General features: G+C 65.0%; 14 protein-coding genes. 3 read left to right on the plus strand and 11 right to left on the minus strand.

Features of this window, described 5'->3' with window-relative positions; all coding sequences use genetic code 11:
• Positions 1–36 precede the first annotated feature (36 nt).
• Complete coding sequence (locus tag ACR0BA_RS12295; RefSeq protein WP_480637110.1) at positions 37–1,524, minus strand: ABC transporter substrate-binding protein; 1,488 nt, start codon at positions 1,522–1,524, stop codon at positions 37–39.
• 171 nt (positions 1,525–1,695) lie between these two features.
• On the opposite strand from ACR0BA_RS12295, the gene panB reads away from it, so the two are divergent.
• The 3 genes from panB to glpK all read left to right on the plus strand — a co-directional run bounded on the left by panB (position 1,696) and on the right by glpK (position 4,934).
• Complete coding sequence (gene panB, locus ACR0BA_RS12300) at positions 1,696–2,535, plus strand: 3-methyl-2-oxobutanoate hydroxymethyltransferase (RefSeq protein WP_170360453.1); 840 nt, start codon at positions 1,696–1,698, stop codon at positions 2,533–2,535.
• Positions 2,532–3,383 (plus strand): pantoate--beta-alanine ligase, encoded by an 852-nt coding sequence (panC, locus tag ACR0BA_RS12305; RefSeq protein ID WP_480633756.1) that lies wholly within the window; start codon positions 2,532–2,534, stop codon positions 3,381–3,383. Before panB ends, panC begins: the two co-directional genes overlap by 4 nt.
• A 72-nt stretch (positions 3,384–3,455) precedes the next feature.
• Positions 3,456–4,934 (plus strand): glycerol kinase GlpK, encoded by a 1,479-nt coding sequence (gene glpK / locus ACR0BA_RS12310; protein WP_480728180.1) that lies wholly within the window; start codon positions 3,456–3,458, stop codon positions 4,932–4,934.
• Positions 4,935–4,962: 28 nt separating this feature from the next.
• Here the strand turns inward: glpK and smpB are convergent, their stop codons facing one another.
• The 10 genes from smpB to ACR0BA_RS12360 all read right to left on the minus strand — a co-directional run bounded on the left by smpB (position 4,963) and on the right by ACR0BA_RS12360 (position 13,149).
• The gene (gene smpB / locus ACR0BA_RS12315) at positions 4,963–5,439 is read right to left on the minus strand and encodes an SsrA-binding protein SmpB (protein ID WP_170447423.1); all 477 of its coding nucleotides are present in this window, start codon (positions 5,437–5,439) and stop codon (positions 4,963–4,965) included.
• 47 nt (positions 5,440–5,486) lie between these two features.
• Positions 5,487–6,029: an isopentenyl-diphosphate Delta-isomerase gene (gene idi, locus ACR0BA_RS12320; protein WP_093964071.1), complete on the minus strand. Its 543-nt coding sequence runs from the start codon at positions 6,027–6,029 to the stop codon at positions 5,487–5,489.
• A 188-nt stretch (positions 6,030–6,217) separates the two neighbouring features.
• Complete coding sequence (locus ACR0BA_RS12325) at positions 6,218–6,631, minus strand: c-type cytochrome (RefSeq protein ID WP_170341868.1); 414 nt, start codon at positions 6,629–6,631, stop codon at positions 6,218–6,220.
• Positions 6,632–6,743: 112 nt separating this feature from the next.
• Positions 6,744–7,757 (minus strand): P1 family peptidase, encoded by a 1,014-nt coding sequence (locus tag ACR0BA_RS12330; RefSeq protein WP_480728182.1) that lies wholly within the window; start codon positions 7,755–7,757, stop codon positions 6,744–6,746.
• Between the two features lie 81 nt (positions 7,758–7,838).
• Positions 7,839–8,585 carry an SDR family oxidoreductase gene (locus ACR0BA_RS12335; RefSeq protein WP_480728184.1) on the minus strand — a complete coding sequence of 249 codons (747 nt, stop codon included), beginning with the start codon at positions 8,583–8,585 and terminating at the stop codon, positions 7,839–7,841.
• 60 nt (positions 8,586–8,645) lie between these two features.
• Positions 8,646–9,065, minus strand: a complete 420-nt coding sequence (gene arfB, locus ACR0BA_RS12340; RefSeq protein ID WP_005980088.1) for an alternative ribosome rescue aminoacyl-tRNA hydrolase ArfB — start codon at positions 9,063–9,065, stop codon at positions 8,646–8,648.
• A 263-nt stretch (positions 9,066–9,328) separates the two neighbouring features.
• Positions 9,329–9,973, minus strand: a complete 645-nt coding sequence (locus ACR0BA_RS12345; RefSeq protein WP_170369072.1) for a queuosine precursor transporter — start codon at positions 9,971–9,973, stop codon at positions 9,329–9,331.
• A gap of 91 nt (positions 9,974–10,064) precedes the next feature.
• Positions 10,065–10,949: an esterase-like activity of phytase family protein gene (locus ACR0BA_RS12350; RefSeq protein ID WP_480728186.1), complete on the minus strand. Its 885-nt coding sequence runs from the start codon at positions 10,947–10,949 to the stop codon at positions 10,065–10,067.
• Positions 10,922–11,785 carry a penicillin-insensitive murein endopeptidase gene (gene mepA, locus ACR0BA_RS12355; RefSeq protein ID WP_170364071.1) on the minus strand — a complete coding sequence of 288 codons (864 nt, stop codon included), beginning with the start codon at positions 11,783–11,785 and terminating at the stop codon, positions 10,922–10,924. The genes ACR0BA_RS12350 and mepA overlap by 28 nt, the downstream gene beginning before the upstream one ends.
• Positions 11,782–13,149 (minus strand): MFS transporter, encoded by a 1,368-nt coding sequence (locus tag ACR0BA_RS12360; RefSeq protein WP_480728188.1) that lies wholly within the window; start codon positions 13,147–13,149, stop codon positions 11,782–11,784. Before ACR0BA_RS12360 ends, mepA begins: the two co-directional genes overlap by 4 nt.
• Positions 13,150–13,179: the final 30 nt, after the last annotated feature.

Genomic DNA, 13,179 nt, shown 5'->3' on the forward strand with positions numbered 1-13,179 from the left:
ATGGGGAAACGGGCCCGCAGGGCGGACCCGAAAGGCTCATTCCGCCCAGCTGATCGCGGTCAGGTCAATGGCCGCCGTGGGCGCGTTTTCCCACAGGCCCTGAACGCCGGCCTTGGCCACGCCCAGCTTGGCCAGCTGGAACAGATAGGCGTTGACGTAATCCTCGGCGATCATGCGCTGCGCCTCGCCCATAAGGCGGGTGCGTTCGTCGGGGTCGGTGGTCGCGTTCAGCGTCGCCATCAGGGCCTGGAAGTCCGGGTTGTCATATTGGAAGTAGTAATCCGGCCGGGCATAGATGCCGATGTCCATCGGCTCGGTATGGCTGACGATGGTCAGGGCGAAATCCTTGCCCTTGAACACGGTTTCCAGCCACTGCGCCCATTCCACGTTGATGATCTCGGCCTTGATCCCGACCTCGGCCAGCTGCGCGGCCACGATCTCGCCCCCGCGGCGGGCGTAGGAGGGCGGCGGCAGGTGCAGCGTAGTTTCGAACCCGTCTGCGAACCCGGCCTCGGCCAGCAGGGCGCGGGCCTTGTCCGGGTCATGCGCCGAATTGCCGGTCAGATCGACATAGGCCGGGTTGTGCGGTGCGAAATGCGTGCCGATCGGCGTGCCATAGCCGAACATCGCGCCGTCGATGATCGCTTGACGGTCGATCGCATGGGCCAGCGCCTGCCGCACCTGCACGTCGTCAAAGGGCGGCTTCTTGTTGTTGGTCGCCAGAATGGTCTCGCCCTCGGTCGAGCCGACAAGCACCTGGAACCTAGGATCAGCCTCGAACTGCGGCAGGTTCTCGGGGGCGGGAAAATTGTCGAACACGTCCACGTCCTCGGCCATCATCGCGGCAAAGGCGGCGGTGGGGTCCGAGATGAACTTGAACGTGGCCTTCTCCAGCGCGGGTTGGTCACCCCAGTAATCGGGGTTTCGCTCTAACGTGATGCGGTCGCCCTGGACCCATTCGGCGAACTTGTAGGCACCGGTGCCCACCGGGTTGGTCTTGATGCCCTCGATGCTTTCGGGCGCCACGATCACCGCGTCGCCCCAGGCCAGGTTGAACAGAAAATTGCCGTTGGGTTCCGCCAGAGTGATTCTGACGGTCAGCGGGTCCACGACCTCAACGCTTTCGATCCCGGCGAACAGGGCCTTCTGCGCATTGGCGCTGTCCTCGGCGGTGGCGCGGTCGAGGCTGAACTTCACGTCCTCGGCATCCATCGTGGTGCCATCGTGAAAGGTGACGCCATCGTGCAACGTGAAGGTATAGACCTTTCCGTCCTCGGAAATCTCCCAGCTTTCGGCCAGCCCCGGCACGACCGAGCCATCGCCCATGAACCGGGTCAGCCCTTCGAACACGTTGGTGTAGACGACCGAATCGATGGCTTGTGCGGCGGCGCTGGTAGGGTCCAGATGCGGCGGCTCCAGCTGCATGGCGATTGTGATGTCCGACCGGGCCATGGCCTGCGAGGCGAGAAGCCCCACGCCCAGCGCCATGGCGCCGGCAAAGGTGCGAAAGAACGGCTTGGTCATGTAAATTCCCTCCCAGAATGTGCGAATGGGCGGCGGATGACGCGGCCCTGACGGAATCAATGTCCCTGCAAACCTTGGGTCATTCAAGGAAATGTTCGCGCAACCGGGGTTTCTCTGGCCCCTGCCGATCTGCTATGCCGCGCTGCAACATGAACCCCGCGAGGAGCGAGCATGAGCGCCACCGCCCGCAAGACAGCCCCGAATGCCGAGGATATCCGCGCCCGCAAAGGGGGCGATCCGCTGGTCAGCCTGACCGCCTATACCACGCCGATGGCCCGGCTGATGGACCCCCATTGCGACTTCGTCCTGGTGGGCGACAGCGTCGGCATGGTGCTGCACGGGCTGAGCTCGACCCTGGGCGTGACGATGGAGATGATGATCCTGCACGGGCAGGCCGTGGCGCGCGGGCTGGAGACGGCGATGATGGTCATCGACATGCCCTTTGCCAGCTATGAAGAAAGCCCTGAGCAGGCCTTCCGCAACGCGGCCCGGCTGATGGCCGAGACCGGCGCGGGCGCGGTCAAGCTGGAAGGCGGGGTCGAGATGGCCGAGACGATCCGCTTTCTGGTCAAGCGCGGCATCCCGGTGATGGCGCATGTGGGTCTGACGCCGCAATCGATCAACACGCTGGGCGGCTATAAGGTGCAGGGCCGCGACGAACAGGCCGAGACGGTGCTGGCCGACGCCCGCGCCGTGGCCGAGGCCGGGGCGTTTTCGGTCGTGCTCGAGAAGGTTCCGCAGGGTCTGGCCGACCGGATCACCGCCGAGCTGCCCATCCCCACCATCGGCATTGGAGCCTCGGCCGGCTGTGACGGTCAGATCCTGGTGGTTGACGACATGTTGGGCTTTTTCACGGCCTTCAAACCGAAATTCGTCAAACGCTATGCCGATCTGGGCCCGCTGGCCGAGGCCGCCATCGCCGAATACGCCGCCGAGGTGCGCGCCCGCACCTTCCCCGCGGCCGAACATGTGTTTGCCGATCAGGCCCCTGCCAAGGGGGGCAAGGCATGACCGCGCCCATCCTGCGCACCCTTTCGGAGCTGCGCGCCAAGACCCGGGCCTGGCGCCGGGCTGGCCAGACCATCGGCGTGGTGCCCACCATGGGCGCGCTGCATCAGGGGCACCTGTCGCTGGCACAGGCGGCGCGGGCCGATTGCGACCGGGTGATCGTGACGATCTTCGTCAATCCCAAGCAGTTCAACAACCCCGAGGATCTGGCCAAGTACCCGCGCACCGAGCAGGACGACGCGGCCAAGCTGGCGCCGCTGGGGGTCGATGCGATCTATGTCCCAGACCCGGACCAGATCTATCCGGACGGGTTCGTCACCACCGTGTCCGTCGCCGGCCTGACCGACGTAATGGAGGGCGAATTCCGCCCCGGACATTTCGACGGCGTGGCGACCGTCGTGGCGAAACTGTTCCTGCAGACGCAGGCGGACCGAGCCTATTTCGGCGAAAAGGACTATCAGCAGTTGATGGTCGTGCAGCGCATGGCCCGCGATCTGGACATCCCGATCGAGGTGATCGGCTGCCCCACCGTGCGCGAGCCCTCGGGGCTGGCGATGTCCTCGCGCAATCTGCGCCTGTCGGACCAGGGGCTGGCGACCGGGGCGCGGATGCATGCGGTGATGCAGGACATGGCCGGGCAGCTGGCGCAGGGCGTCGCGTTCGCCGATCTGGTGGGGCCGGCCCGCGACACGTTGCTGGCGGCGGGCTTTTCCGAGGTGGAATATATCGACCTGCGCTGCGCCGAAACGCTTGCGCCGCTGACCGCCGCCACCCGCCCCGCGCGCCTGTTCGCCACCGCTTGGCTGGAAGGCGTGCGCCTGATCGACAATACCGACGTGCCTTTGGCCTGAAACTGGGGTCTGGAACGGCTCCGGCCAATCGCCTAATGTCCCCTGAAAATGACGACCGGGGGGAACACGGGCATGACCTATATTCTGGCAATCGATCAGGGCACCACGTCCTCGCGCGCGATCCTGTTCGACGCGCAGATGCAGCGCGTGGGCACCGCACAGCAGGAATTCACCCAGTATTTCCCGCAGGAAGGCTGGGTCGAGCACGACCCCGAGGAAATCTGGGACAGCGTCCTGAACGTCTGCCGGCAGGTGATGGACGAGGTGGGCGTCGCGGCCGACCAGATCGCCGGGATCGGCATCACCAACCAGCGCGAAACCACCGTGGTCTGGGACAAGACGACCGGCAAGGCCATCCACAACGCCATCGTCTGGCAGGACCGCCGCACCGCCGAGATCTGCCAGCGGTTCCGCGACGCGGGCTGCGAGGATGACGTGACCGCCCAGACCGGTCTGCTGCTCGACCCGTATTTCTCGGGTACCAAGGTCAAGTGGATACTGGACACCGTACCCGGCGCGCGCGACCGGGCCGAGGCGGGCGAGCTGCTGTTCGGCACCATCGACAGCTTCCTGATCTGGCGCCTGACCGAGGGCCGCGTCCACGCCACCGACGCCACCAACGCCGCGCGCACCCTGCTGTTCGACATCCACAAGGGCAACTGGAGCGCCGAAATCTGCGATCTGCTGGACGTGCCGCTGTCGATGCTGCCCGAGGTGCGCGACTGCGCGGCCGATTTCGGCCAGACCGGCCTGTTCGGCGGGGCAATCCCGATTCTGGGCGTGGCCGGTGACCAGCAGGCCGCCACGATCGGGCAGGCCTGCTTCCAGCCGGGCATGATGAAATCCACCTATGGCACCGGCTGCTTTGCGCTGCTGAACACCGGCACGCAGCCGGTGGAGTCGAAAAACCGCCTGCTGACCACCATCGCCTATCAGCTGGACGGTCAGCGGACCTATGCGTTGGAAGGCTCGATCTTCATCGCGGGCGCGGCGGTGCAGTGGCTGCGCGACGCGCTGCGGATCATCGACTCGGCCCCGCAAAGCGGCGAACTGGCCGCGCAGGCGGACCCCAACCAGCATGTGGTTCTGGTGCCCGCCTTCACCGGACTGGGCGCGCCCTATTGGAAGCCCGACTGTCGCGGCGCCATGTTCGGTCTGACCCGCAACTCGGGCCGGGCCGAGATCGCGCGGGCCACGCTGGAAAGCATCGCCTTCCAGACCCGCGACCTGTGGCACGCGATGCAGGGCGACTGGGGCGCCGAGGCCGACGTGATCCTGCGGGTCGATGGCGGGATGAGCGCGTCCGACTGGGCGATGCAGGGTCTGTCGGACATTCTGGGCGCGCCGGTCGACCGGCCGGTGATGCAGGAAACCACGGCGCTGGGCGCGGCCTGGCTGGCGGGGATGAAGGCCGGGGTCTATCCCGATCAGGCCGGATTTGCCGACACCTGGGCGCTGGACCAGCGGTTCGAACCGATCCTGCCCGAGGCTGACCGCGAGGCGGCCTATACGCGCTGGAAACGGGCGGTGCAGGCCACCATGGCGTTCTGATTCAGTCTGACCCGCGGCGCAGCCCGGGTCAGCTGTGATCCTTCAGCAGGCGCTGTTTCTGGCGCGACCAGTCGCGCTTGGCCTGGGTTTCGCGCTTGTCGTGGATCTTCTTGCCCTTGGCGATGCCGATCTTCAGCTTGGCCCGGCCCTTGTGGTTGAAATAGAGAACCAACGGCACCAGGGTCATGCCCTTGCGCTGCGTGGCGTTCCACAGGTTCGACAGCTCTTTGCGGGACACCAGCAGCTTGCGCCGGCGGCGCTCGTCATGCTTGAACGCCTTGGCCTGCTCGTAGGGCGCGATATAGCTGTTGATCAGCCACAGTTCGCCATCCTCGACCGCGGCATAGCTTTCGGCGATGTTGGCCCCGCCCGCGCGCAGAGACTTGACCTCGGACCCTTCCAGCACGATGCCGCACTCGATATCCTCTTCGATCGCGTAATCGAAGCGGGCCCGCCGATTTTCGGCGATCACCTTGTAGTTGGGGTCTGTCTTCTGTTTGGCCATGACGCCGTGATGTATGCGGCTTCGTCAGCCCTTGCAAGATGGGCGCGTCAGGATTTGGCCGAGATGATCAGGTCGGGGCCAAAGATCGTGTCGGCGTGATTGTGCAGGTAGATCTTCAGCCACGGGGTGAACCGTTCGGGATGACGGCGCACTTCGGCCAGCAGGTCGTGATAGTCGATCCAGCGGATCTCCATCACCTCGTCGGGGTTGGGCTCGATCTTCAGCGGCCCGCGCACATGCGCCAGGAACACGTCCACGACCTCGTTCTCGACCATCCCGTTGCCGACATCCGCGTGATATTCCAGCCGGTGCCGGTATTCGGGATACAGGCCGGTGATGCCCAACTCCTCGCGCAGACGGCGCACCGCGCAGTCCGAGGAGTTCTCGTCCCAGTCGGGATGGGTGCAGCAGGTATTCGCCCACAGGCCGGGCGTGTGATATTTGCCCAGCGCGCGGCGCTGCATCAGAATCTCGGTGCCCCGCACGACGAAGACCGAGACCGCTTTGTGCTTGAGCCCCTTTTCGTGGGCTTCCAGCTTGTCCACGGGTGTCAGCTCGCCATGAACCCAAGCCGGGATCATGATTCCCATCTGTCCTCTCCTGATGTGACTGCGTCGGTCTGGCGGCATCGGCGACTGTGCGCGATGCTCGGGCGGGTTGGGCGCAGTGTTTTTTGGTCTGCGACAAAACTGGCGATGATCGACGCTTCAATCAAGCGCACGAAAGGCCGCAGGGCTGCGGCCTTTTGTACTTGTTCCGATTTTTTGGCAAGTGCGGCTTATTCGGCCGAAACGCTCTGCAGATAGGCAAAGACGTCCTCGCCACCCTTTTTCAGCTTGAAGGTCATCTTCGACTTGGCCGATGTTTCACCCAGGTAGTCTTTCAGGAACGCCTTGGGGTCCTGAACATAGGCGACGAAGCTTTCCTCGTCCCAGACCAGACCTTTTTCACCAGCCGCAACCAAGCTGTCGCCGTATTTGAAGCCTTCCTCTGCACCAGCCGCGCGGCCAGCGATACCGTACAGGTTCGGCCCGGTTTTGCCGCCCTTGACGATGGCTTCGCCGTCCGGCGTTGCGATCATGTGGCAGGACTTGCACTTGTTGAAGGTCTTGGCACCGGCTTCGGCGTCGCCTTCGGCCAGAGCCGGCACAGCCAGCAGGCCGACGATGGCAGTCGCGATGATACGTTTCATTGGCGTTGCTCCGATATGAATTGGCTGCCCTTTAACCAGTATCAAACGCGCGCAGAGTCAATGCGCAATTTGACGCGCGGCGGCGACCTGACGCAGCCCAAAAGGTATATTTTCAAGGCGTGTTTTGCAGATCCGACCAGCACGGCAGCAGGTCGCCTGACGCCGGTTTCGCATGGTAGACCGCGCGTGCGATGGCGCGGGTCAGGCACTGAGCCGCGGCGTGGCCCAGCAGGGCCAGATCGGCCTCGGCCGAAGGGATCCGCCCCGTGCTGACGCCGAACACCAGGTCACCGTCGCCCGGCGTGTGGGCGGGCAGGATGGCGCGGGCGATCCCGTCATGGGCGGCCACCGCCATGCGCTGGCATTGCGGTTTGGTCAGGGCGGCATCGGTGGCGACGATGGCGATGGTCGTGTTGGCCTTGTCGGGCGGGGGATGGCCCATTGCCCGGGCCTTGCGGCTGGGCACGGGGTCCCCCAGTCCGGACGCCGCATCCGGCCCCAGCCCGCCGAACTCGGCCCCGATCTCGAACGGGGCGGCCCAAAAATGCCGGTCCCCCGGGGTGATGACGCTGCCCAGCGGGTTGGCTGCAACCAGCGCACCCACTGTCACGCCGCCCGGCAACACCGCCGAGGCGGAGCCCAGCCCACCCTTGCACATGGCCGTCAGCGCGCCGGTTCCGGCCCCGGCGCTGCCCAGATCGAACGTCTCCGCCGCGGCGTCGAATGCGGCCCGGCCCAAGGCGCGGTACGGGTTTTCACCCCACGCCTTGTCGCCACCGTTCAGCAGGTCGAACAGAATCGCCCCGGGTACGATCGGCACCACGGCTGACCCCACCTGAAACCCGCGTCCCTGTGCATGCAGCGCGTCCATCACGCCCGAACAGGCATCCAGCCCAAAGGCCGAGCCTCCTGAAAGCACGATCGCATCCACCCGGTCGACAGTTTTGTCGGCGGCCAGCAGATCGGTCTCACGCGTGCCGGGGGCGCCCCCCATCACATGAACCGAGGCCCGCAGGGGCTGATCTCCGGTCAGGACGGTGACGCCTGATTTCAGGGCCGCGTCCTGTGCGTTGCCCACCAGCAGGCCGGGCACGTCGGTGATCAGGTTTCTGGGTCCGGGGGTCATGCGGTTTCGTCCTTTTCTGCGGAAAAGCGCGCTGCGCGCGCTGCCTCCGGCGGGGATATTTTGGGCCAGATGAAGGGGCGGTCAGATGCAGCGGCCCCCGTCCACCTCAAGCGCGGCACCAGTGATCATGCTGGCCTCATCCGAGCACAGGAAACAGGCGGCGTTGCCCATGTCCTGCGGGGTCGAGAACCGACCCAACGGGATGGTCGACAGGAACTTGGCGCGGATTTCGGGCGTGTCTTCGCCCATGAAGGATTTCAGCAGGGGCGTTTCCCCCGCCACCGGGCAGATCGCGTTCACGCGCACACCGGACGGGGCCAGCTCGACCGCCATGGTCTTGGTTGCGGTGATCATCCAGCCCTTGGAGGCGTTGTACCAGTTCAGGTTCGGGCGCGGTGACAATCCGGCGGTCGAGGCGACGTTCAGGATCGCCCCCGACCCGCGCGATTTCATATGCGGCACCAGCGCCCGCGCGGTCAGAAAGACCGACTTCGTGTTCACGCGATAGACGCGGTCGAAGTCTTCTTCACTGACCTCCTCCAGCGGCGTCGGAAGGTGGGTCACGCCGGCATTGTTCACAAGGATGTCGAGGTGGCCGTAGAGTCCCAGCGCCGCATCCGCCATCGCCTGGACCGAGTCGCCGTCGGAGACATCCACCTGGCAGTGTTCGGCCAGCGGGCCCAGCGTTGCCGCCATGTGACGCGCGGCATCCCCGTTGATATCGGCGATCATCACCCGTGCGCCCTCGGTCAGGAATTTCTGCACGATCCCGGCCCCGAACCCGGATGCGCCGCCGGTCACGATTGCGGTTTTTCCCTCCAGCCTCATGGCCTTGCCTCCCTGCCGCCTGTTGCGGTCAGACTAGCAACGGCAGGGAAAGATGCCAGATCAATCTTCCGCCACCTTGCCGCGCAGCGCCTTGACGTCGGACCGGGCCTTTTTCGCCGCCAGCCGGCGCTTGACCGAGCCATAGGTGGGCTTCGTCGCGATCCGCCGCTTGGGTTTGACCAGCGCCTTGCCGATCAGCTCGGCCAGACGGGCGCGGGCGATCTCGCGGTTGCGGGCCTGGCTGCGGGTCTCGTCGCATTGGATGATGATCGCGCCATCCTTGGTCCAGCGCCGCCCGGCCAGCCGTTTCAGCCGCGCCTTGACCGGATCGGGCAGCGAGGGCGAGCGCGCCGCCTCGAAGCGCAGCTCGACCGCGGTCGAGACCTTGTTCACGTTCTGCCCGCCGGGACCCGAGGCGCGGATGAAGCTCTCGGTCATTTCCCAATCGTGCAGGGTGATATCGTCGGTGATGCGCAACATGGACGCGACTTTACAGGCGCCACCCGGAAACAGAAAGGGCCGCCCCGGCGGGACGGCCCTTCGAAAGTTCAGGAGGTCGGGTCGGTTAGATCAATCGACCAGCCGGAGCGCGCGCTCCGCCAAGGGCTGCCCTAGCAGGCGGTCCCCCCGGTTGTTCCGACACCTCTCTCCAATCTCTTTCTCGACACTGGATCACCTCCTTTTCTATCTGTTGCGGTTGAAAAGGATGGTGACACAACTTGTGCCACTCTCAAAGCGTTTTTTTACGCAGGCTGTGCGGTCAGGCGGGCGACGATCACCTTGAAGGGGATCAGTGCGACCAAGGCCAGCGACAGCTTCACCAGCCAGTCGGCAAAGGCCAGCGTCACCCACAGGGGCGCCTCGGGGCCCGACAGCATGAAAGGCACCGGCTCCCACGCCCAGTTGATGGCCGCATCCGCATCGGCGCCGAAGACGGTCACCGAGGCCGAGAACGCGATTGTGAAGAAGATCGCTGTATCCAGCGCCGACCCGACCAGTGTGGACACCAGCGGCGCGCGCCACCAGCGGCCTTCACGCATGGCGTTGAACACGGTGACGTCGGTCAGCTGCGCGATCAGGAACGCGGTTCCCGAAGCCACGGCGATGCGCAACGGCACGGCGGCGTAGGTGAAGCCGTCACCCTGCAGCATGATCTGGCTGCCGATCAGCGAGCAGATCACGCCGGTGACGAAGCCGGCGAACACGACCTTGCGGGCCGGGCCCACGCCATAGACGCGGTTCATGATGTCGGTGACCAGAAAGGCCAGCGGATAGGTGAAGGCACCCCAGGTCAACAGCCCGTCAAAGATCAGGAACTGGACCAGGATGTTCGAGGCCACGACGATGGCGGCCATGGCAAGAATGCCGGGGATAAAGTTGCGTTGCATGTTCTGATGCCCGTTTTGACAAGGTAGCGGCGACTTGGCCAAGGGACCGTCCCAAGGCAAGCCGCGCTTCTAGACCCGGGATCGGCCCGTGTCAATCCGGCAGCAGATACTCGACCAGTTCGGTACGCTGCAGCGCCAGAAAGTTGTCGTCCGAGATCATCGTGGCCCGCAATTGCCCCTGCCCGTCGCGCCAGACCGACAGCCCCTCGAGATTGTCATGGGTTCCGGTTCCGGTCTGGAACAGGATTTCCTCGGCCGTAGTTGTATCACCCGCGATCTGCCACCGACGCAAACGCGACCGGAACCCGGTCAGCGAGACCGCGCGTTCCAGCACGTAGAACCGCCCGTCCGGGCCGAAATCGGCCGCTACGGGCAGAAAACCGTCCCGCTGCGTCAGGACAAAGGGCGTGGACCAGGCGCGCCCGTTCCACCGATAGACCGGAATGTCGCCATTTGCCGTGCGGCTTTTCTCGGGCAACGTGTACAGGCGGCCCTGCGCGTCGATGGCCAGCCCCTCGAACGAACCGTTCTGGTCGAGCGCGTCAAAGGCCTTGGGGCGCGGCAGCACCTGCGCATGGGCACCGGGCGCGGCATACCGGGCCACGCGATGCACGCCTTCGAACGAGATGTAGAAGCTGCCGTCAGGCGCCAGCGCCAGCCCCTCGGAGTCACCCGAGCTGCCGGGCATGATCCGTCCCCGGCTGGACAGAACCGGCCAGTGGCCAACAATACGGATGCCGACAATCTCATCGCCATCCCGGTCGATGCGGACCGATGCCAGGGTGGAGCGGTCGCTCAGCACCCATGCGCGCTGCCCGTCATCCGAGACATGGATGGCGGAAAACCCGCCGAACCAGTCATGGCCGGCGCGCCATGCAAAGCTGCCCAGATATTCGGCCGATTTGACTTCGACCGCCCAGGCGGAACCGGCCAGAAACAGGCTGGCGATTAGTTGGACTGCAAGACGGCGGCGCATTGCTGGGGCAGATCCGCCAGAACATACTCACGACGTTTCTTCGGAGGCGGCGCGTTGGGGTCGGGCGGCGGCGGGTTCAGGATGTTGCGCACCCACTGTTCGGCCTCGGCGCAGCCGTCACCCTTGGGCGGCGGATCCTGATTGACGCACCCGCGCGAGCCGCGCGGGCAGTTCAGCCGGACGTGGAAGTGATAATGATGCCCCCACCAGGGCCGGATCTTGCGCAGATAGGCACGGTTGCCCTTCTCTTCCTTGCACATCTGCACCTTGGCGCCCGGAAACACGAAGATGCGGGCCACGCGTTTGTCCTTGGCCGCCTCGCGCAGGATGGCGTGGTGCTGTTTCGTCCAGTTGCCGTTCACATAGGCGCCGTTCGAGCGCCGCAAGGAGATCGACGAGATGTTCTCGCGCGCCTTGCGCGACAGGCGCATGTTGTCACCGGGCAGCATCCAGATGTCGATGTCCAAGCCAAGCTGGTGGCTGCGGTGGCCCGAGGTCATAGGCCCGCCCCGCGGCTGACTGATATCCCCGATGTAAAGCCCGTTCCACCCCGGTTGCTTTGCCGCAAAACGGCTGAGGTCCTGCACGAAGTCGATGGACTGCGGGTGGCCCCAGTTGCGGTTGCGCGACAGACGCATCGCCTGCCAGGTGGGTCCGGTCTCGGGCAGTTGCACCGATCCGGCGGCGCATCCGCGCGAATAACTGCCGAAAGCGGCCGGTTTTTGTTGCGAACTGTCCTTCTGAGCCCCGAACAACTGCTTGGCCAGCGGTTGAGCCCCAGCCGCCCCGGCCAGCGCAATTCCTGCCAAAAATACCAAAAAACGTAATGAAATCATCTGCTCTGATCCCCTTCCGGTTTGACCCAGCGCATTAGGAACAATCCCAGAATAAACAACCCGACGATCGGAGACACCCCCAACCGCGCGCTGCCGGTCGCGGTTGTTGCAATTCCGATCAGCAAAGGCGCGGCAAATGCGGTGGCCCGGCCCGACAGGCCATACAGCCCAAAGCTCTCGACCGGGGCGGCCGGGTCGGTGTGGCGCACCATCAACGACCGGCTGGCCGATTGCAGAATGCCACCCATCCCGCCGATCAGGATGCCACAGCCAAAGAACACCATGTCCGGCAAGCCCGACTCTTGGGGCAGGGCGATGCCGAAGATCTGCGTCCGGTCCATCGACACGATGGTGGTGCAGACCAGGATCAGAACCCAGATCGCGGTCAGGATCACTGGCTTGGGGCCGAATTTCCGGTCCAGCTTGCCGCCGATCCAGGCGAAGACTGCCGAGGCCAGCACGCTGATGATGCCGAATACGCCGATCTTGATCAGGTCCCATTCCAGCACCAGCCGCGCATAGACGCCGCCGAAACTGTACAGCCCGTTCAGCGCATCCCGGTAGAACATCGATGACCCCAGATAGCTGGCAAGGCTGACCCGGTACCGCAAGGCGGCTACGGACTTTCCCAGCAGGCGCAGCGCCTCGGATACGCTGCCCTTTTTGTCGACCGCCGGATCGTCGCGAACCCACAGGAAATACGGGATCATGAACAGGACGAACCACCCGGCGGTGAACGGCCCCACGAAGCGCGTGCCCTCGCGCGCGCCGGCGTCCAGGCCAAACAGCGGCTCCATCCCGATCAGCGTCTTGCCGTTGGGCTGCTCGACGAACAGCGCCAGCATGATCGCCAGGGAAATCAGCCCGCCGAAATAGCCGAAGGCAAAGCCCGAGCCCGAGATCTCGCCCACCTCGTTGTCGTCCCCCAGATCGGGCAATTGCGAGTTGATGAAGATCAGCGCGTATTCCGCCCCCACGAAGCCCAGACCGAAGGCCGACAGCATCAGCCACATGTTCGACCCGTCCGGCAGCGTGAACCACAGCGCGGCAGACCCCGCGGCATACATCACCGAAAAGGCGAAGATCCACGGGATGCGCCGCCCCGAGACATCGGCCATGGCCCCCAAGAGCGGCGCGCCGAAGGCGATGATCAGCCCGGTGATCGTCAGGCAGTTGGCCCAGACCGTCTGCGCCTGCGCGGCGGCGGCTTCGGCATCCATCCCGGCGGTTGCATAATATTCGGCGGCAACGCCGGCGAAATACGGACCAAAGACAAAGGTCACCAACAGGGTGTGATACGGCTGGCTGGCCCAGTCGAAAAACCACCAGCCCCAGATGCGCCTGCGCTTGGAAATCTCTGCCATCTCTGCCCCTTGCCTGCTTTTGATTTCATA

This window comes from Ruegeria sp. CI5, from assembly GCF_056536885.1.